Annotated in this window: 14 protein-coding genes, 1 tRNA gene and 1 pseudogene; 4 read left to right on the forward strand and 12 right to left on the reverse strand. The window is 61.1% G+C overall.

Translation table 11 applies throughout. The features are described from left to right. Positions 1-317: 317 nt before the first annotated feature. Positions 318-1,472 carry a DNA cytosine methyltransferase gene (locus tag EN859_RS21745; RefSeq protein ID WP_091595092.1) on the forward strand — a complete coding sequence of 385 codons (1,155 nt, stop codon included), beginning with the start codon at positions 318-320 and terminating at the stop codon, positions 1,470-1,472. On the opposite strand, the gene EN859_RS21750 is transcribed toward EN859_RS21745, so the two are convergent. Both EN859_RS21750 and EN859_RS21755 read right to left on the reverse strand, forming a co-directional pair. Next, a complete protein-coding gene (locus EN859_RS21750) occupies positions 1,469-2,122 on the reverse strand; it encodes a hypothetical protein (protein WP_126092495.1) in 654 nt (217 codons plus the stop codon). The two genes, EN859_RS21745 and EN859_RS21750, sit on opposite strands and share 4 nt — an antisense overlap. Continuing rightward, on the reverse strand, positions 2,112-3,182 hold the full coding sequence (locus EN859_RS21755; RefSeq protein ID WP_091595096.1) for a DUF262 domain-containing protein: 1,071 nt from the start codon (positions 3,180-3,182) through the stop codon (positions 2,112-2,114). Before EN859_RS21755 ends, EN859_RS21750 begins: the two co-directional genes overlap by 11 nt. 117 nt (positions 3,183-3,299) lie before the next feature. Here EN859_RS21755 and EN859_RS21760 point away from each other — a divergent pair, with 117 nt between their 5' ends. Next, positions 3,300-3,692, forward strand: coding sequence for a hypothetical protein (locus EN859_RS21760; RefSeq protein WP_091595098.1), 393 nt, complete (start codon positions 3,300-3,302; stop codon positions 3,690-3,692). A gap of 51 nt (positions 3,693-3,743) precedes the next feature. On the opposite strand, the gene EN859_RS21765 is transcribed toward EN859_RS21760, so the two are convergent. After that, positions 3,744-4,687 (reverse strand): IS630 family transposase gene (locus EN859_RS21765; RefSeq protein WP_164784121.1). Its coding sequence is split into 2 segments (ribosomal slippage): positions 3,744-4,351 and positions 4,351-4,687, totalling 945 coding nucleotides; the frame shifts between segments, so codons are not numbered across the junction. A 97-nt stretch (positions 4,688-4,784) separates the two neighbouring features. Here EN859_RS21765 and EN859_RS21770 point away from each other — a divergent pair. Further along, the gene (locus EN859_RS21770) at positions 4,785-5,279 is read left to right on the forward strand and encodes an HNH endonuclease signature motif containing protein (protein ID WP_091595100.1); all 495 of its coding nucleotides are present in this window, start codon (positions 4,785-4,787) and stop codon (positions 5,277-5,279) included. Here the strand turns inward: EN859_RS21770 and EN859_RS21775 are convergent. The 3 genes from EN859_RS21775 to EN859_RS21785 all read right to left on the reverse strand — a co-directional run bounded on the left by EN859_RS21775 (position 5,230) and on the right by EN859_RS21785 (position 15,228). Beyond that, positions 5,230-5,763: a very short patch repair endonuclease gene (locus EN859_RS21775; RefSeq protein ID WP_091595102.1), complete on the reverse strand. Its 534-nt coding sequence runs from the start codon at positions 5,761-5,763 to the stop codon at positions 5,230-5,232. The genes EN859_RS21770 and EN859_RS21775 overlap by 50 nt on opposite strands. A 136-nt stretch (positions 5,764-5,899) precedes the next feature. Further along, entirely contained in the window at positions 5,900-11,965 is a 6,066-nt protein-coding gene (locus EN859_RS21780; RefSeq protein WP_164748266.1) for a DEAD/DEAH box helicase, read from the reverse strand. Beyond that, positions 11,965-15,228 carry an STY4851/ECs_5259 family protein gene (locus EN859_RS21785; protein WP_210237709.1) on the reverse strand — a complete coding sequence of 1,088 codons (3,264 nt, stop codon included), beginning with the start codon at positions 15,226-15,228 and terminating at the stop codon, positions 11,965-11,967. Before EN859_RS21785 ends, EN859_RS21780 begins: the two co-directional genes overlap by 1 nt. A gap of 613 nt (positions 15,229-15,841) precedes the next feature. Here EN859_RS21785 and EN859_RS21790 point away from each other — a divergent pair. Continuing rightward, a pseudogene (locus tag EN859_RS21790) lies at positions 15,842-16,342 on the forward strand (aminopeptidase); the annotation flags it as partial. A 10-nt stretch (positions 16,343-16,352) separates the two neighbouring features. Here EN859_RS21790 and EN859_RS21795 read toward each other — a convergent pair. The 6 genes from EN859_RS21795 to EN859_RS21820 form a co-directional block, all read right to left on the reverse strand. After that, complete coding sequence (locus EN859_RS21795; protein WP_091595108.1) at positions 16,353-16,568, reverse strand: hypothetical protein; 216 nt, start codon at positions 16,566-16,568, stop codon at positions 16,353-16,355. A gap of 335 nt (positions 16,569-16,903) precedes the next feature. Further along, positions 16,904-17,542, reverse strand: coding sequence for a hypothetical protein (locus tag EN859_RS21800; protein ID WP_126034257.1), 639 nt, complete (start codon positions 17,540-17,542; stop codon positions 16,904-16,906). A 280-nt stretch (positions 17,543-17,822) separates the two neighbouring features. Beyond that, positions 17,823-19,013 carry an integrase arm-type DNA-binding domain-containing protein gene (locus EN859_RS21805; protein WP_126092497.1) on the reverse strand — a complete coding sequence of 397 codons (1,191 nt, stop codon included), beginning with the start codon at positions 19,011-19,013 and terminating at the stop codon, positions 17,823-17,825. A gap of 214 nt (positions 19,014-19,227) precedes the next feature. After that, a tRNA-Phe gene (locus tag EN859_RS21810) sits at positions 19,228-19,303 on the reverse strand. A 197-nt stretch (positions 19,304-19,500) separates the two neighbouring features. After that, positions 19,501-19,692, reverse strand: a complete 192-nt coding sequence (gene yacG, locus EN859_RS21815) for a DNA gyrase inhibitor YacG (RefSeq protein ID WP_127854793.1) — start codon at positions 19,690-19,692, stop codon at positions 19,501-19,503. Next, positions 19,689-20,318, reverse strand: coding sequence for a Maf-like protein (locus tag EN859_RS21820; protein ID WP_127854794.1), 630 nt, complete (start codon positions 20,316-20,318; stop codon positions 19,689-19,691). The genes yacG and EN859_RS21820 overlap by 4 nt, the downstream gene beginning before the upstream one ends. Between the last annotated feature and the right edge of the window lie 21 nt (positions 20,319-20,339).

Raw genomic sequence — 20,339 nt, forward strand, 5'->3', positions numbered from 1 at the left:
TCATTCTTGGGGCCGATAGCGGACTGGAAGCTTCGGGCCTCGGATCTTCCATAACGGACCTTCAATTCGGTGCGAGTATCTTCGTGACGTGACCCGAAGCAGACGCTTCAACAGGCCTGCTTTCGGGCCAACCGGCTAGAAAGTTCTACCTTGAACTCTGAGTGAATTCCCCGACTTTCCTGAAACACGACCTTCGCCCTGCCTGCGCAGATGGGCGATCGAGCCATATTGGCCAGCTTGGCGCTAGCCAAGCTGCGATTTATTTTCTCGAGTTTGAAACGGATCTCTGTTAACTGATAAGGGATTCGGAGAATCTCATGTCGAATCAGACCGTCGCAAGCCTATTTTCGGGAATTGGTGGATTCGAGGTGGGTTTCGCCAAAGCGGGCCTAAAGACGTCCCTGATGTGCGAAAAGGATTCTGCGGCACAGGCCGTCTTGCGAAGCCGCTTTCCGGAGATCAGTCTTGTCGACGATGTCACGGCCATGCCTCGTCTTCCCAAGTGCGACGCCCTTGTCGGTGGCTGGCCTTGCCAGGATCTCAGTCAAGCTGGACGGATGGCTGGTTTGGACGGCAGCCAGTCCGGGCTGGTGTCGCACGTGTTCAGGTTGCTCGACGCTACACCGAAGAAGCCGAATACTATAGTTCTCGAAAACGTTGCGTTCTCCCTAAATCTGCAGAAGGGCAAGGCAGTACGGTACGTTACCGCCGAGCTAGCCGAACGCGGCTACCGCTGGGCGTACCGCGTGCTGGACACTCGGGAATTTGGGCTTCCGCATCGACGCCGGCGCATTTTCATCGTCGGCATGTTGGAGGGTGACCCCGGAAACCTCCTCTTCGACGGTATCGACCGCGTAGCGCCCGCAAGCGATTGGGCGGCCAACATCGGATTTTACTGGACTGAGGGCAATCGTGGCGTGGGTTGGACCCCTGATGCAGTACCACCCCTAAAAGGGGGCTCCGGCCTAAGCATACCTTCACCGCCTGCTATTTGGACGGTGGAAACTGGACTGTTTCAGACGCCTGGCATCGAGGATGCGGAACGCCTTCAAGGTTTCCCCGCTGGCTGGACGGCGGCTGCCCGCGACACCAATAAGGGCGAGCGCGGGCGCTGGCGCCTTGTTGGCAACGCTGTGAGCGTGCCTGTGGCGACCTGGGTCGGACAACGTCTGGTGGCCTCGGAAGCCCACAGCCTTGCCTATCAGGAACACGGTACCGAGACGCTTTCCCAGCACAACGCGGCGTGGGGTGGCCCTAAGCAGACTTCACGCTACATACCTGGGGCGGGTGAAGGACCGGCAGACGAACGCCGCGTCTCGATCGCGAGCTTTGGCTTGAACGATGCACAGACATTATCCGTCCGCGCCGCCGAGGGATTTCTTCGCCGCTACATGAAGAGTGGGCTAACTAAGAACCAAGACTTCGCGCAAGCACTGGCGACCCACTGCGGTCTCGAAGAAGTACCCGCCTAAACGCGGCGGTAGTGCTGCCTTGTCTTGTAGCGCTCAAGCCCCTTAATGAGCGAGACCATGAAGATCCTTGTCCGTCGAAACTTCTCGGTAATGTCCTGAGTGCTGAATTGGGAACCGACGGTCTCGAACGTCTCGGCGCCATGAGCAAGTGTGTTGCGCATCTGTCTTATAAGGACCAGGTCGGAACCGCCGAGGCAAGATCGCGGTGGTCGCCATCGGCTTTCGATCCGCGCGACGAAGCGTAGCAATTCCTCGTTGTCGACATTTCCGGAAAACGGCAGACGGCGCAGGTCTGATTTCCAGTCCACGACCCCAGGCGCGCGGATGAGGCTGTCGTGGTTGGCGCCCTGGGTGAGCCGGTCGCGGAAGTGAGCTCGGGCTATCTCTTCCTGCCAGTAGTCTTTCAGAGCCATAAAGCCGCCACCGCCTGCCAGGATCTCCTGTCGCAGCCCTACCAACGCCTCTCGGGAACCGAACTCTATGCAGTTGTACATCATGATGAAGGCGGAGGCGCGGGACGCCGTGATCGCCGCCGTTGCGCGGTAGAAACTGCGGCCGGGTATGTTGTAAACACGCTCCAGCGACTGCAGAGACTTTAGGTACTCGGACACGTCCTGCGCGCGGACGCGAAAGCGTCCCTCAACGCTCATACGGACGGCCGAGCAGGCTGTCGCGGACGTATTCGATACGCCCCCGGAGCTTCGGAGCACTGTTGCTGGCGTCCGTCCGCACCAGCTCCTCGAACTGCTTCGACCGCAGCCATGCATCCGATGGCGGCCTTAAGGCCGGATCGCTCCGTAAGGCGAGCGCCGTTCCAACGGCAATGGCTTCGAAGCGGACACGAGGAACGCGTTTCCCTCCATCCGGCCGATAGAAGGCCTTCGGATAGTACATGCGGATAAACTGCATTGTCCGCTCGAATTCGGCGCCCATCTCCGAGAGCCGCGCTTCGTCAGTGGACTTGTTCAGCTTGTCCATGTTGGAGTCGAGGAATTTCCTGACATCGTGGCGGAACGCCAGGTAGCGGTCGCAGTAGATGAAAAAGCGCGTGACTAGCTCTTGACGCTCGCTGCGAGCGTCGACGCCCTTGGCCATATGGGGCGTCAAGCTCTTAAAGAGGTCTGATGCAGCCCTTTCAATCACCAGATCGAGGAAGGCACCGCGGTAAACGCCTTTCCGTATTTCGGCGTCTTCAAGTCGCTTTCCTGATGTGTTGAGGCGCCTGAACAGCTCAACACGGGTGCTTTCGTCGGTTCCCTGGTCCAAGACGAACGAACGTATTGGCGTGTTGTTGAGACGCCGCTGCACCGAGGGCGGCAAATCGGCGAAATGATATCCGTTCAGTATGTCTAGCTTCTCGAGACCTCTCAGCGCGAACCCATCCCGCAAATATCGTACTAGGCTTCGGATCCGTTGCGAGCCGTCAACGATCTCCAAGCGCCCCTCGACGTCATAGAGGAATACCGGAGGAACTGGGACCCTGAGGATGAGGCTCTCGATGAAATAGGAGCTTTGCTCCTCGTTCCAAGCGAGGCTTCGCTGATACTCCGGAACGTAGATGTCCCCTTCCGTCTCGGCCTCATCGCGAAATTTCGAAACCACCAGTTCGACGGAAAAGTCCGTAACAACGTACCGAGCCTCCCGGCGCACATCATCGACGATCGCAGCCACTTCGTCCGGGTCTGCCAACTGCAGTAAAAGGTTCGACATAAGGTTTTGGTCCCGACAAGATGCATAGATGTCAGATTCTTGGCATGATCGCTAGCGAGGCAGAGAATCGGAACCCTGCGTCGCTCGCCCAACACTCGGCGCCGTGAGGAAAATGTCTTGACGGCTTTCGGTGAGGATGGTCAGATACTGGACGCAGAGTTCGAGGTCGAAGAAACGGCCATCGGGGTCGACATCGTGCTTCACTCGAATGGCGGCGTCTCCCGAGGCAAGCCCGCCTACAACCCGGACTATATCGCGACCCTTGAAACCATCTTAGCCCGCCTCGCGGTGCTCGGTGGCAATCTTGAGGGGGCGTGGGTCGACAGTAAGGCCCTCGCCGACCTCGACCCGAACGACCGTCGAGTTAAATTGGAGACGGCCGACTATCCCATTCGTCTATCCGACGTTTCCGATATCGGCGAACTCAGATTGCAGATCCGCCGGAGCGTTTCAACGATCGGAAGGTCGGAACGTCGATCTGCCGGCACCGGCAATAAAAGTTACGACTAGCGGTATCTTTCGACATCCGCCCTTCTCTTCCGAGACTAGAGCGCGTCCTGTTTAATCCGGTTCATATCCTGCGGCTTTGAAGTAGTTGGCACATTCGGCTGTGGTGAAGAGGTCGACGACCGCGCCGACCGTGTCCCACAACGCCTTGATGGTTCTCTCGGCCTTTGCTCGCAGCAGCGCCTTGAGTTTGGCGAAGGCGTTCTCAATCGGGTTGAAGTCGGGACTGTAAGGCGGCAGGTAGAGCAGGCTCGCGCCTGCGGCCTCAATCGCGTCGCGCACGCCGGCGGCCTTGTGGGCGGGCAGGTTGTCCATGACAACTACGTCGCCCTCCGACAATGTCGGGACCAGCACCTGCTCGACATAGGCCAGGAACACGTTGCCGTTCATGGCGCCGTCGTAGACGAAGGGCGCAGTCATGCCCGTCAGCCGCAGCGCTCCGGTGAAGGTTGTGGTCTTCCAGTGGCCATGCGGCACGCCGGCCCGGCAGCGCTCGCCGCGCGGCGCTCTTCCACGCAGGCGGGCCATCTTTGTGGAGAGGCCGGTCTCATCGATGAACACGAGCTTCGCCGGATCGAGGTCGAGCTGGCCGTCGAACCAGTCGCGGCGCCGCTTCAGGATGTCGGGGCGATCCTGCTCCAGTGCGTGCGCGGACTTTTTTTGAATGTCCAGCCGTGGCGGCGAAGCCAGGCGCTCAAGGCGCTGCGGCTGATGCGCACCGACTGCTCGGCGACGAGCCGCTCCACCATCTCGTTCAGCGTGATGTCCTTGCGCTCCTCGATCAGCCCGACGACGAAGGCTTCATGCGCATCGAGGCTGGAGGCACGGCGGCGGCCCTGCGGGCGGGGCGCCAGTTCGCCGATCTTCGCCCGCGCAATCCAGCGGATCGCGCTGGACACTCCCACGCCGAACCGCGCCGCCGCTTGCCGCGCCGACATGCCCTCGTCCGAAGCCTTCAAGACCCGCGACCGAAGATCCACGCTCAATGCTTTTCCCATCGTCAACCTCCATCGAGGTGGACGTTGAATCAGCACAAAACGCAGCCGTCACTTCACAATCGATTCATCGATCACAGGACGTGCTCTAGAACCGGCGTTGCGGGGCGGTACCGCCACCGCACAAGCCTTCATCGACTCACTTGTCGACTTTAGTACGAACGTTGATCAGCTGCCCCTACTCGCAAGCGCACCCGACCTGCAAAACCCCGAAATACGCAAAGCGGTGTGGGATTTGACGCGCGATGCTACTCCGATCATCAAGCACCGGATTAGCCGATACGTGGAACGCGGGCCGATCGGAGCAATGGTGAAGCTAACGAACAACCACCGGTGTCAGGGCTGCGACGTCTTGGGTCAGGCTTGGGCCACGTTCTTCAAACCGGATGGTATGCCGTATGTCGAAGCTCACCACGTGGTGCAGGTATCGACACTCAGCGTTGATGTGCTGGGGCCGCAAAACGTCATTACGGTCTGTCCAAATCACCATCGCCAGCTTCACTTCGAGGTCACCACGGTGCTGCACCTTGGCGACGAATTCGAATTCATCCTCCCTCCGCACCTCGCGTTCCGGATTCGGAAGTTTTCCGTCTGAGACTAGCGTTAAAGCTTCGATGAAGGCGGTGTGGTTGGCTCATCCGCGCATCTATCGCCAGTCGCAATATTTGTAGGAGCGGCTCCAGGTAGTCGTTACGCTTTATCTCGCATTCCCACACCTCCACGACAGCCCAGCCCCGCGAACGCAGTGCGCCCGCAGCAGCGGCGTCACGCTCCCGATTGCGCCTAAACTTCTCCGTCCAGAACGCGACCCTGGACTTTGGCGTGGTCGCGAGATGGCAGCCCGGATGGCGATGCCAGAAACAGCCATGAACGAATACCACGACCTTTCGCCGGGGAAAAACGAGATCCGGCGTTCCCGGGAGGCCCTTAACATGAAGGCGGTATCGCAGACCGGCGGCATGAAGAGCCGATCGCACTTTCATCTCGGGCGACGTGTCCTTTTGCCGTACCGAACGCATTATCCTGCTGCGCTGTGAACTAACGGGATAATCGTCGTTGTCTATATGGTCACAGGTCATGGTTCTCAGTGCTCATTAGGGATGCAGCCGCCTGCGACGCTATAGGCGAACGTCGCAAAAACAGCCGCCTTCAGGCGCCAAAGTTGGCCGGACGCGCCATTCACGCTGAACCGTGCATTCCTTGAGGAGTCGACTCTCAGTCAAGTCTCACCGCAAGGAACGTCCCATCTAGACCGTTGAGAACTGAGAACGGTCGTTTAAGGCTCGTCACCTGCTCAGAGATTGAGCTAGCATGATCGTGGTGTTCGTCGGTAACTCGCCATGAGCCCATTCCCTGATCAAAGAAGATCGTGCCAGAGCCACGCGGCGTTCGAAATTCAAGGCGACGGCGGTGCGGCGCGGATTGGACTTGTGACACCTGCACTTTCGGCACCACCTCGACAAGCGATTGCTCCATAACCGCCGTACGCGTAACTAGGTCGGCCCAATCCCTATGCAACCACGGTCCTGTACGAGCCCCACCGCCGGTCTTGGCGGCGAGAGTCTGCACTTTGACGTTGGTGTCATAGTCGCTGAAGGCGGCGACCACTTCCGTCAGGAGACGGATGGACAGCGGATTGAACAGGTACTTGTCCGAATAGCGAATCTCCAAACACGGGGCAGCGAATACCTGCGCTAATTCCGTCGAGCGCGCGCGCAACAGCGCCCTGAGCCGGGCACCGAAACCCGCGGCTGGTCCGTCGAGCTCATCAGCAATCTCGAAAATGGCCTCACTGCCGCCGGCCGAGAGCAGGGCGGATACATCTAGCCGCTCCCGCGGCGCGGCAAGCGCCGTTGCACCTCGTACCACCGGAGCATCGGAGACAGAGCCCCAACCAATACCCACGGCCTTCGCGGATGCAGACGATGATGCCCAGGCGGTTAGCCCACGTGTCGAGACCACACCCGCCAGCCAGGCGTCGTTGTCGACTTCGTTTCGCGCTACGATGTCGACGCGTGCGCGCTGAGCCCATAGTACCACGTTCCGACGCGTGACGGCATCGGTAGCGGTCAGCGCGCTCGCGTCGACTGCGATCTGCACCCCGCGCCCGCGAGCGCCCCAGCGTTCCAGAACGGGCGCCATTTGCCAAGTCTCCAATTCCCACTCTGCAGGAGGCCCTGACATGAACACGACCAGTGTATTCGACGCATCGTCCCCAAGGCGGTCGGAGAGTGCTTGGGGGAGAGGTGCGGATTCATATTCGGTGGCAGGTCCGAACAGTCGGAAGCGCTTGGGAAGGTCCAGACTGCGTCCAATGGCGGTGAGTAGGGAATGCGCTGCCCTCCGGTCGGTGCCTTCGACCGCATGTTGGCTATCAACCGAGAGCACGCAGCGAGGGCAGGCGAATACTGCATCGGGATCGCCACAACGGCCCAACTTGCTGCAGTCCAGCAAGTCTCTAGCCTCGTTAAGTATGCCGATGGGATCACGAGCTATCGTGGCAGAGAAGCCGGCGCCTCCGCTCGCCCGGTCGAAGACAGCAGCGGTCCAATTGCGCTGGCCGGCAGGATGGATGGCGGGAGGCGCCGCAAAGCCCATCTCGTCAGCATCCACGCCGAGGCGACGCGCGGCCGCTTCTCTGATCGCCAAAGCCACCGTCAGCGCCACTTCACGGCTGGCGCAGTCGTAGAGTTGTATTTCGCAGACGTCGGTTCGAATTTCGTGACCGAGTCGTAGATGGCGCGCCACGGCATAGGGGTTGATCTCCGGCGCGCCTGTGCAGGTGCGTTCGTCGGCCGCACGGGGGCCTCCGCGAAGTGGACGGTGCCCCGCGAGGGACCCGGCGCCATCCGCTTGGTGTTCGGCTTCCGCGCGGCCACAGTGCAGGCAGACCTCGAACCCATGGCCGTGCGGACCTGGATTGAACCAGAAGACCAGACCGTCCGAGCCGGTCCGGAGGCGCCCGACGTTTGGGTCCGGGAGAGCGCGCCAAGCCAGAGTGCGCGCCGAGACCCAGGGGTCGACGAGCATTGAAGTCCCGGTGTCCGAGGGGTCATCATGAACTTCGTAGCGCGCGTCGACGGCAAAACCGGCTGGAGCGAGGAATCGCATGATCTTGAAGTCAGAGCTGCCGCAATCGGGGCAGGCGCCGGGAGACACGGCGGATGGCGCCGACAGTAACGCGCCGCAGGACTGACAATGGCGCATCTGACGAAGGCTTTGCACCTCCCGCACACCGGCCTTATCGGCGGGACGTTTCCAATTCAGCGTGACGCCCGCGGACTCTCGCACGACACCGTCCACCACCAAGCTCCGCCCAGGCGCATACTCGAATATGGCGATGTCGCGTTGTCGGGATGGGTATCCTCGAGAACTAAAGCGGTTCTCGCCAGAGTCCTCTCGCTTGTGTCGCTCGACCCCAGTCTCCGTCACGAAGGACACCACGTCGCTCGGGAAGCCATATGACGGTAGGAATCCGCGACCGGCGAGTTCACCCAAAAGGTAATTTCCCTGGAGCCTCCGACGTTGGAAGTCCCGCGCCTTGGATACCACAGAGGTTTCGGCATCCGGCTCATCGCCCCTTAGTGCGTCCCATTCCGCGCTCAAATCCGACTGAATGCGCTCGATCGTATCCCGGACACCTTCGAAGAGGTCGGGGTCTGGTCGCACGGGGGTCCCGCGCAACACCTCCTCAAGATCCGATGTCATCGTCTTGAGACCTGCAGCGGCGGCGTCGAGCCATGCTAGGAAGCGACGCCAAGGCAAGTTATTCAGGACTTCTGCGCTGAGTCCGAGGCCGAAAAAGGCGCCATTCGTCAGTTTGTGAAGTTCGGCGCCCTGAGTGGCCAGAAAGCGCGCAAGAAGAAGGGCGTGGGCGTGACGTCGAGCGATGGTTGGGCTTTCGAGACTGACCACCGGCGCGGGCGCTTCTCGCGCCAGGAAGGCGCCGGGATCTGCGAACGCGAGTCGGTCGAGCGGTCGATCCTTGCAAATCGTCAGGCCAAGAGCGATCGGCTGACGCGCCCGTCCCGCCCGGCCGACACGCTGCCGGTAATTAGCGATCGCCGGTGGCGCATTGGTGTTTAGAACCGCCTCGATGCTTCCAATGTCAACGCCCATCTCCATGGTGGTCGAGCAGCCAAGGACGTTGACTTTTCCAGATTTGAAGGCGTTTTCGTAGTCGCGGAGCAGGAAACTCGGTTGCTGAGCGGAGTGCTCCGCCGCGCGCAGCCACGGCGAGAACCTCGCCGCGCGATCCTGCTGATCGCCCCAGGCCCCCTTGGCCCTCAGGAGCGAGACACGTTCATCGGTCGCTAGCCAGTCGTCGAGAATTGAATCGGAGACGCGACCTCCGTGGGCATCACGGCGCCATGGAAACGGCAGGGTCGGCATGTCGACGGCTTCGGCTTTCGGGTGCACACCGAGCTTGTCGTATGGGCTTAGTCCGCGGAAGGTCGTGTCCACCAGACGTCGAGTGTTGGGGCACCAGAAGGCCCTTTCGATCGGCGTGACATTCATGTCGCCGAGCCGTAGCCGGAAGCCATTCGGACTGACCGTCATGAACCTTTGCAACGTCGACCATGCTGCCCGCAGAAGTTCGTTCAAGTCATCCCGAACGCTTGGATCATCGCGATCGAGACCAAGCGCCTGGACAAGCATCCGAACCACGCGAGAAGGTCTTGGACCGTAGGGGTGTGGCCAGAAGCGGACGTATCGGCTTGAGGGAAGCGCAGGCTCGAAAGGTACCATTTCCACGTGGCTCTGGCGGCGGTCAATCCAACGCATCCAACGTTTAGCGTCGAAATCCAGGATGACGTTAGTTCGGACAAAATGCGTAAGGAGAAGGCGCACGAGGTCGCGCCAGTCGTCTGCATTCAACCCTAAGCGCGTTGCGGAAGCCGGAACGACCACGTTGGGCTCGTCCAGGCCGGGAATGGTCAAGCGCAAAAGGCCCAATGTCTCAGCGCTGTTGGCGCGGACGGGCCGTCGCATGATCTCCCGATATAGCATGAATTCAGCGAGCCGCGCTGGGTCGGAGAAAGTCTCTTCGCGCTCGACCCAGAGATTCGAGAGAAAGCGGTTGATTGTGGGCTCAGCGGCGAGTCGATCGACAAGTTGGCGCCAGGCCTTCGGGGTGGCGACCCCTTCGAGCCTGATTCGCGCCAACCGAAGGTCAGCCATGAGGCTGAGAGTGATCCCGTCCTGCTCGTCGGAGGCCAGTCGCTTGAGCTTAGCCTCGATCGCGGCGATGGCCTGGTCGTCCCGCACGGGACGATCCTGCACAAAGTGGTAGAGAAAGCTTCGGACGAAGCCGCGCTCCGATGCCACCTGCAAGTTCGCCGCGTGTCGGGCCGTGCCCTGCCGCGCATCGGTGAAGGTAATCAGTTGCCGGCCGTCGAGCGGCAAGGGCTCGTCAGCGTCAGGTTTTGGCGATAGGTGCCCGACGAGTCCAGGGGTGATCTGAGACATCAAGTAGGGCGCACCCGCGACGAGCGATCGAAGCACGCCGGCCTCGAGGTCCACCTTCTTGGGTGCCCAGCCGCAACATGGACACTCACCTACGTGGCGGCTCGCGGTCGTTGGTAACCCCGCGCCGTCCACGGTCTCGACGATCGCACCGGTTTTTGGCTCGAAGCGGATTATCGGAGACGGCCGTGCCCCGCGCGCCCCTAAATATCGGCGGTTCACGACCGGGGATGTGGTCAGCGGCGCATCGTCTTGTGTGTCGTCTTCGGCGCCGAAGGTTTCGTCGCGATCGAGCGTTTGCTCGAACTCACCGTCCCCTGTGCCGCCTGTCCAGGCCACAAGATGCGATCCGTCGGCAGTTTCTTCAGCCTTGAGCGCACCATCGCCGCATTGAATGCAATAGGCCCATTCGAGCACGAGCGATCCGCAGTGTGAGCAATGCTCTCGCGATTCGAGGAAGACGGCGCCGAAGTGCCAGTCGGCTGCTTCAGATGCGGCGGGCCGCCCGGGACAGGTCGGGTTCACGCAGGCCCAGAGACCGGAAAGCGTCCGGTGGAAGAGGTGTAGGCGGACCGGCAGGATTGAGTCTCCGCCAGCGCTGGCCAGCGCCGGATCGGAATGTGGGTCCTTCGCCCTTGACGCTTCGACAAGCAGGCGCCTCGGGTCTACGTCCGCGCCGCCGATCTGGCGCGCCTGCGCGCTCCAGCCGCTCCAGCCTACGATGGCGCCGGCTCTGAACTGCTCCCTCAGGACCCTTAGCGGTGCAGACTTAGCGAAGATCTCACCGGCCTGGAGCGGTTCCATGCCCGCTATCTCGTCAAGTTCGATGAGATTGCTATTGAGGGCAGGAGAGGCCGGTAGCGACGCCCTAACACCTCTTACCACGTGAATATTTTGCTCTGGTGCGCCTGACAGATCTCGAAGGAAGGATCGTAGCTCGGCGGCGTCCGGGCCGCCGATCGTCGCTGAGGTCGCGACGTATCGGAGCTCTTCGGGTTTGCGACCGAAAGCAAGCGCGACGCGGCGTAGTAGGAGAGCAATTTCGGCCGCCTGGGCGCCGACATATGAGTGCGCTTCGTCCAGTACCACGAAGTCAAGCGTACCTTGTGACGCCCGCAGGATCGGTGCGTCCTTCTGCCGGATCAGCATGTACTCCAGCATGGTAACGTTGGTGACAAGAACCGGCGGAGGCGAGCGCCTGAGTGTCGTCCTATCAGCGACCTTCCAGGGTTCCCCACGCGCGGCGGTGCTCCGCACACTCTCCGGCGTGTCGCCATTGTAGAGGCAGTAGCGCAGCGCTCCGCCGAAGGGGGCGAACCACTTTGACAGCCGCTCCTCCTGGCTGGCGATAAGTGCGTTGAGCGGATAGAGCATCAGCGCGCGCACTCCTTCGAGCGGTTTTGCACCGCTATCGGAGGATCGAACCAGCCCATCCAAAATCGGTGTCAAAAAGCATTCTGTCTTCCCTGAGCCTGTGCCGCTCGACACGATCACCGAAGCGGCGCGTTCGCCGCAAAGCTGCTTCCAAGCGTCCACCTGGTGGGTGTAGGGCGGGTATGCGACTTCACGCAGAACTTCGAGCGTTCTTGGGTGCAAAAGGCCAGCCGGCAATCCGCCCCAACCGCCCTCTAACGGCAACCAGGGATAAGCGCCTTCGACAAACGGTTCGGAGAGGGCCGAGTTAGGCTGACCAGCGCGCGCACCCAAGCCCTCACGCAGATGCCGATTGAGATCGACTGAACGGAGTCGAGCCATACCGACAATCGCATCTGCAGCATCGCGTGGCAGCCGCGCCAGAAGCCTCTCGATTTCCATCACAGGTCCATTCGTTGGGTGGTGCCGGGGTCTATAGTCTCGCGTCCAAGGGCGACGGCGAGAGCGCTCTCGAAGAGCTGACGGTCGTGGAGCCAAGCGGCCCGACATCGTCCGACAACCTGCGGGTTTTGATGGAGTTTGCCGGCCGCCATTCGCGCCGCCACTAGGGGAGCAGCGATCAAATCCGCGAAGGCTGGGTCGTACCGCTCCCAAAGCTCGCGTCGCTCTGGCAGGAGCCCCGCGAGATGCAATCCGGTCGGTGGCTCGCGATGCTCACTCTGACGAGTCACGAACGCTTCGGCGAGTTCCCGAAGCGTTTCCTTCGGACGCCGGCATAGCCTTCCGATGAGGCCGGGTTCCAAATCTGCTCGTGGCGCGACCAATAGGAAGGTGATCCACGCATGAGTCGCTAGCCCGGGCTCCAGATCAGCGATTTGGCCGAGGGCGGCCGCCACATTGCGCCCTGCGTCGGCAGTCGGTAGTTCCAACCGTTCCAGGCGGCGCTCCAACTCGTCAATTCTCGTTCGAAACGCAGACACCCAGTGCTCGACTTCCGTTGCGCACCAGAGGAAGGGTAACTCACTTTGTAGCCGGATCACGGCGTCGCGCTCCTCAAGAGTGTCGCAGGTCGACAGGATCCACGGAGCCGCCTGGGGGGCACGGCAAAGTGACCGCAGGGCATCGATCGCCGGCACGGGCACGTTGCGATCCCGCGCGGCCACGCTCAGATCGACCAAGAGGCGGAGATCAGCGCGGTTCAAGGCTTCCGGGTGCTTTAACACTGTAGCAAATGCATCGTCCCGGGCGTCACGTCGTGCGATCCTGAAGGCCAGACGAAGCGCACTTCCACGATCGTCGTCGCCCGGTGGTTGGGCGACCACCTTCGGTCTGAGCGAGGTCCCGTCATTGGTTCGCCCGAAGATCAGCCAGGGGCCCGGACCGAGCTCTTGCAGGAGTCGCGTCTGCAATTCCTGCAAGGAAAGGCGTGGAAGGTTGTTGGAGAGTTTCGCGGTAGGCTGCGTCAGCGCTAGCGCATCCAGATTCCAACCAAGGATACTCGAAAGGCCCGAGAACGGCGAAATGCCTTTCTCGGCCACCAGCGGCTGGTCTTCGTCGTACCAGGCGATCTCGGCGAAGTGGTCACCTCGACCGGCCCAGCTCAGGCGCACCTCCGCATCGAGGTCCGGAAAGCTACCAAGGAGATCCCGCAATTCGTCTTGAAAGGCCGATAGCGGGACGAGACCGTCGATACGACGCGTGGCCTGCACGGGCTGTCCTGCGCCCTGCCGAACCACCAGCCATAGGTCGCGACCGCCAGGCGCCAACAGGCGGAACCCATGCAGTCGATCGATCGAAATCTGGGCCCGGCTTACGGCGGGCCGCATGTCCGGGGTCAACAGGAGCGGCTCGGCAATCGGATCAGCGAGCGTTAGGTCGAGTTGGGTGTCCCATCGCAGCGCCACGTGTAGCATCGCGCCTGGGGTGTGGAGTCGAAGATCGACGCGCGCGTCATCACCATTCCTGGAGATCGGAAGGATCTGACCGCCCTTCGCCGCAACGCTGGCCCCGAGCAGATTCTCGATTTTCAACGAGTGGGTTCGCGGTTCTCCCGATAGCACCAATTCACGCGGCGCAACGTCGGCGCAGGTCCAAGCGACCAGTTCACCGCCCCGCCTCATTGCGATCTCGACCCTGCCCAGGGGCGCGTGTTTGTTCGAAGAACGCCACGAGCCTCTCCCCAACGACCGCCAAATTAGGTCTTCCGACGAAACCAGCGTGTGATGCTGACCATCCGAAAGCCAAGCCTTTGGCGTCCCTAGGAACACCGTCTCGCGCACCCGCCGTAGAGTCTCTCCTGTGAGGATCAGTCGCTTCGTATCCTCGCGCTCGGCCGCGCTACGCCACGTGAGACGCCCATCACCAAGGTCGAGCGAAGCTTGCCCGACGAAGGCCAGAAGACAGCGTCCATCGAGGATGCAGTCTCCCAAGTCAGAAGGAGGGTGTTCGAACTTCAGTGCTGAACGAGCCTCCTGCGTTACAGCCATAGCCAGCCATGGCCGAGTGCTTCGAAAGGGCGAACTGCCAATGAATCTTAGTTCAAGCGCGTTCTCAAAATCGACGCCAGGATCTGGCTGGAAGAGGAGGACAGGCGCGTCTACCGGCTCGCCGGCAAACGCGGTGAACTCTTCGACTAAGGTCTCCCCTGCAACTGCCGCCAACCTAATTGCCTGGTTCAGGCGAGCGGGAACTTCGAACGCCTTGACCAGCGGACGGGACTCCCACGCTGTCGCCTCGTCTGATTCCACCTGTTCCAGCACGGCGATGGGCCGGTTCAAACCCGGCAGATCACCCCGCGGAAAGATGCGCAGCCGAGTGGCACCTTCCATCGCTGCCTGCAATTGGGGAGATGTTCGGACCACGTCGAGTTCACCTGACAAGGTGAGTTCGGCCCGCGGCGCCCACCCTTCGGCGGTGCGCCGCAGCAATCGGCTTGCCGCCAGGGCTCCCCCTTCGACGCGCCGGGTCCGGACCAAGTCTTCCACCAGAGATCGAAAATCGCCTTCCTCCAAGTCAAAAGGCAGATCGTTGCGCCAAGCAGGCACCACAGAATCCAGGTGGAGCACGGGATCTCGGTCATTTCGTTCGTGGAGGGGCGGCAATTGTTGACGGAAACGAACGATTACCGTGGACAGCGCCACGGCTGGCTCCACCAGCGCCTGAACAAGCGTTTCGCCCGCCCGCCATGCCTCACTTGCGACGGCCTCGGCAGGTGTGAAGCCCATTTCGATCGCCAAGATGCTGCGCTTCAGCCATAACCCCAAGGTTCCCTCTTTGATGGCAGCAGCTGGAAAACCCGTCTCGCGCACTACGCCGAAGAGGAGCGGCACGTCGGTCGGCTGAGGGCGTCGCCACCGTTTCAAGCCAGCTTCGGCGGCTTCCCGCACCACCGCGTAGCGCACGTCGGCGGCCGAATCATTCGCGTGATATCGAATTCCAAGGACAGCTAAGGGTCTGATCCAGTCCCAAGCCCCCCCGGCGCGTTCCCGGCGATACCACTCGGCTGTGAAAGCAACGAACAAAGCCTGACCATGGGAGTCGTTCAGCGCGGTCGGTCCATGGCGTTTTAGGACCTCCCGAACGCCCTCGAACTCTTGTCGGCTGAATCGGTAGCGATAAAGTGGGCGCCCATCAGGGAGCGATAATCCGCGCGATCGGAATAAGGCCTCGTAAGCGCCGCGTAGACCTAGACGCGGCTCGTCCATATTTCCCCCCAGGCTCCCAATTCAGATTGTGACACACTGTGCATTAGTTGTGAAGTTTTCCTCTGCGAGCAGGCCGCCTAGAGGGCGAGAGCGGACTTTTCGACAATAGGAACGATTTCGAAGACAATTTCGACGGCCTCGGCAGGCCGCTTGCACGGTCGTCGTTCAGCTTCCCCGAACTATCTTCGCGGAACGATTCCCAATGGCAGCTATTAGCGCGACTACGACCTGGAGCATGGTCATCGGCAACGACTACTTCCTGGGAGGAGACAATTTGCGTCTATGGCCGACGTGGGCGCATTGCGGACCAACAGCGTTGGGCCGGATGCGACCGGAAGCTTCAGGAGAAAAAGACCTCCTAGGCGGATAGTTCCACGTCGCCGTGTCCGGCTTATAGCGGACATTCGGCAATTTGGCAGCGAATGACCACATTGTGACAATCTTGCCGAAGACGAACGTCTAACCTAAACCCCCATCCAGGACATCAACCAAATTGGAGCCACTGTTTGGGACCGGGCGTAGTTGCGACGTTTGCCCTGTCCGGACGTGTGAGCAAATGCCGTGGGCAACCGTGATGCGTGCATTTTTTCGTTCGGTTGCTGCGATGATCGTGATGTCCGGCCTGGCAGGTTGCACCAGCATTTCTTACTACGCACAATCCTTGAAGGGTCACGTGGAGATCATGGCGGCGCGCCAGGATGTCGAAGAGCTGATCGACGATCCTTCGATCCCTGGGACATTACGCGCTCGAATGGAATCGGCGAGCGCCATCCGACAGTTTGCGATAGATGAACTAGCGCTTCCAGACAACAATAGCTACCGCAGCCATGTCAACGTTGGTCGGGACGCCGTGACATGGGCCGTCTTCGCAGCGTCGGAATTCTCGCTGACGCCACGAACATGGTGCTTTCCGGTGTTCGGATGCGTTCCGTACCGAGGATACTTCTCCAAAAGGTCTGCGATTGAAACCGCTGTCGCACTTCAGAGGCAGGGCCTGGACGTCTATCTGACGGGCATCACTGCATTTTGCACGCTTGGCTGGTCAAGTGACCCGCTGCTAAGCACCATGCTCAGCCAAGATGAAACGTATCTTGCAGGGCTCGTGTTCCATGAATTGGCCCACCTCACGTCACGCCGCGCTGCCGAAAATAAGCCTGCATCACCTTGCGGCTCGAACGGTTGTTCTGCGCCAGCCTGGTCGGATCGAGCACCGCCTGTTCTATCCCCTCTCGCGTCAGCGCCGCTTTGAGCGCCGCGATATTTGCATCGATGTCGGCATTGTTCGCCCGGAGCGATGCATAGATGCTGTCGGTCGCCTCGGCCACGGTCGGCTCGCTCACGGGTGTACTCCTTCGGCTGTTCGGGCGGCGGCTTAACACAGATCAGCGGCTTCGCCATACCGATAAGACGGCTGATGGGCGGCAACAGTATCCCCTGGGACTTAAAAGGGATACCGATGACGCGCGCCAACGGCTCGCTGCTTTCGGGAAATGGTGTCGCCCGTGGTGAACGGCCGATATGGCGGCCCGTTACTGTCGCCTACCTGGGCCGGAACCAGACTCGCGGACTGTTTACGCCCATTGACTCCCGGAGGTCAGGCGCGCGACCCGGATCAGGATTCGGGCCAGTGCGGTCGTAGTGGGCAGGAGCAGCGAAAGAATCTTTTTTCGCTGAATCAGCGCAGAAGTCCGTCACTCTCGAATTCGTCCCAGCCCTTCAGTTTCTGACGTGACACCTCGTCCCGAGTGCTGTCAGGCGCAGACGCGGCCCTGCGGCCGCTCTTTTGCGCACGCTTCAGGGCGGCCTTTCCGGCGGCCCGCCGCCTATTCTCTGCAGCAGCTATCGCGTCGTCCTCGCGCCAGACCGTAACCAAGTCGCGATCGAGCACGTCCTCGATGTGACGTGGGTCAAACACGTGAAAAGTTACCTTCCTTGCGCGACCACGAAGTTTCACCGTACGTGTGCCTGTGCTTTGCAAGCGGCCGTCCTTGAGCCACCGGTGCCGCTCTGCCGAAGAGATCGTCAGGATGTCTTCGACTTCACGGGGAATTACGGGCAGGCCTTCGATGCCTTCCAGCGTTTTGGACACAATCGCCGACGCAGTCCGGAAATCGCCATAGGCGCCTTCCGGCATGCGCAAGGTGAGCACCCCGACCTCGATACCGAGCAGCTTTTTCGCCGCCAAAGGCAGGTGGGCTCGCACTTCGCGAACGATCCCTCTGGCTCGGACCGATGACCCAAGCGTGGCCGCAGACGGGAGCGTCCACCCTTCGATCAAATTCGCAGCTGCATCCATTTTCTGGCGTGTGGACATGGGCCTTAGATATGTCTCCCATCATGTCGGCTTCAACAAGTGTGGAATCAGCTAGCGCGGCGCTCCGGCACTGGCCTTGAACCATGCCTTGTTCCAGCCCTCGCTAGATCGCAGCGCTCTCGGCCTTCGTCGGATCACCCATTCCGCCTTCAGGCCGCCAGGTTCCCCAGGGATGTCCGCTTCGGGAGAGCGGCAACGCAGGCCTCAACGGCCGCTATGCAGCGTAAACCGGACGTTCGCGATACGTGCCGGACAGCTGGCTGCCCGCATCTGATTGAGTTTACCCGCGCGTTCCGGCGTTCTCAATTTTTTCCAGATAATCTGCCCACCACTGCATCATCTTGACGCGCTCTTCCCAGTGCTCCGCCCGGGCATAGGCGCGCCGAACGTCGTTATTTTCAATATGAGCCAGCTGTCGCTCTACGGCGTCTGGATGCCACTTGCCGCATTCGTTCAACAGAGTTGATGCCGTTGCTCGGAAGCCATGGGCCGTTGCTTCATTCTTGCTGAAACCCATGCGACGCAGGGCGGCGTTGAGTGTATTGTCGGAAATCGGACGAGAAGGCGATCGCACGCTTGGAAACAGCAGCGTCCCAGCGCCGGAGATTTTTTTAAGCTCGGCCAGGATATCCAAAGCCTGCGTTGAAAGAGGAACGCGGTGCGGTCGTCGCATTTTCATTCGCGCTTCCGGGATAGTCCATACCGAACTTTCGAAGTCGAACTCCCCCCATTCGGCAGCGCGAAGCTCACCGGGGCGGGGAAACAGCAGCGCCATCAACCTCAGAGCCGCTCGGGTTGCGGGCTGTCCGTCGAATGTCTCGATCGCACGCAGCAAGCCGCCGAATGCCTTCGGATCGGTAATGGCGGCACGCGGCGTGACCGTTGGCCTGATGAGAGCGCCCCTCAGCGCGGACGTGGGGTCAGTGTCGGCGCGTGCAGTGGCGATGGCGTATCGAAAGACGCTGCCAATGGTCGAGCGCAGCCGCCTGGCCGACTCGTATCGACCGCGCACCTCCACGCTACGAAGGGCAGCAAGGATAGTGGCCGCATCAATGTCCCGAATGCACTTGTGCCCACAGGTGAGATAGGCGAAGTCGAGTAGCCATTTGACCTTGGTGATAGTCCGGTCGGCACGTCCCTCTTTCTTCAGCTTGTCCACATATTCCTCGGCGATTGATCGAAAGCTGTCCTTTGCCGAACCGACCTTTCGCAACTTGCGTTCCTGCGCGGGATCGATGCCAGTGAGGAGGAGACGTTTGGCGTCATCGCGCGCCTTGCGTGCTTCGGCGAGCGAAATAAGGGGATAGCTGCCCAACGCCAGAAGCTTCTGCTTGCCGTCAAATCGATAGGCGAGGCGCCATAGGCGGGATCCGGTGGGCTGCACCCAGAGCTGGAGCCCGCCACCATCAGACAATTTCAATAGCTTGGAAGCAGGACGGGCATTTCGGCATTTCACGTCGGAAAGGGCCATTTGTGGGACACCTCCCTTTGGCTGTTTCGATACCATCAGGATGTCCAGTACCAACGGAAATACCAGCCCTCCGCCTCGTTAGACCAAATACGCCGAAATTCCATGAAACGCGCTCAATCGCGCCATCCTTCCCAAAAAGATGAACGATTTCAGTTGTTTGTGCAAACAGAAGCGTAGAAGATTCGGCGAAAGGGAGTGTCGGGAGAGGAGGGGATGGTGCCCAGAGGCGGATTCGAACCACCGACACGCGGATTTTCAGTCCGCTGCTCTACCAACTGAGCTATCTGGGCCTGTTCCGGTACGCGGGCAATTCTGCATACCGGATTTCACGAAAGCGCCACGGGCGTCCCTTGAAAGCGCGTGGGTTATAGCACGGGAATCCGACCTGTCCAGCGCCTAAGCGTTGATTTTGGGCAGGAAACGAGAAGCAGTTGGGGGAGCCAAATTCTCCGTCAGGCGCGCGAATGCTCAGCCGTCCCGAACTGCCTCATTTCTGGTCGTCGGGCTCTTCCTCGTCGTCGCGGGCGGGGATGACGTAGGCGCCCTTCAGCCAGCGGTTGAGGTCGATATCCTTGCAGCGCGTCGAGCAAAACGGATAGGTCTCGCGTGCCGACGGCTTGCCGCATTCGGGGCAGGGGCGCCTGGGGCGCAGCGGCGTCACCTTGTCGCCCGACGTCACGGCCGCGCTCCCGACAGCCAGTTGACATGCACCTTGAACCCCTCGCCGCTCAAAAGCGCCACCGTCTCGTAGAGCGGCAGGCCGACGACGTTGGTGTAGGACCCGACAAGCTTGACGACGAACGCTCCGGCCAAACCCTGGACGGCATAGCCGCCGGCCTTGCCGCGCCATTCGCCCGAGGCGACATAGGCATCGATCTCTTCGCGCGGCAGCCGCTTGAAACGCACCCTGGTCTCGACCAGCCGCTGGCGCAGCTTGCCGCCCGGCGTGATCAGGCAGAGGCCGGAATAGACCCGGTGCGAGCGGCCTGAGAGCAGGCCTAGGCAGTTGGAGGCGTCGTCGATCGTCTCGGCCTTGGGCAGGATGCGCCGCCCGACGGCGACCACCGTGTCGGCGGCCAACACGAAGCTTGGCGCATGGTCGGCTTCCGTCATCAGCGACGCCAGCGCCTTCTCGGCCTTTTCCTTCGACAGCCGTTTGGCCAGCGAGCGCGGATGCTCGGCGCGCAGCGGCGTCTCGTCGACATCGGCGGGTAGCACGCGGTCTGGCTCAATGCCGGCCTGCTGCAGCAGTTCGATCCGGCGCGGCGAACCCGAGGCAAGCACGAGCTTCTGCAAAATGCTCATCGCGATCGCGGCCGGGCTCTT

It is taken from the genome of Mesorhizobium sp. M00.F.Ca.ET.216.01.1.1 (genome assembly GCF_004010325.2).
Classification (GTDB): Bacteria; Pseudomonadota; Alphaproteobacteria; order Rhizobiales; family Rhizobiaceae; genus Mesorhizobium.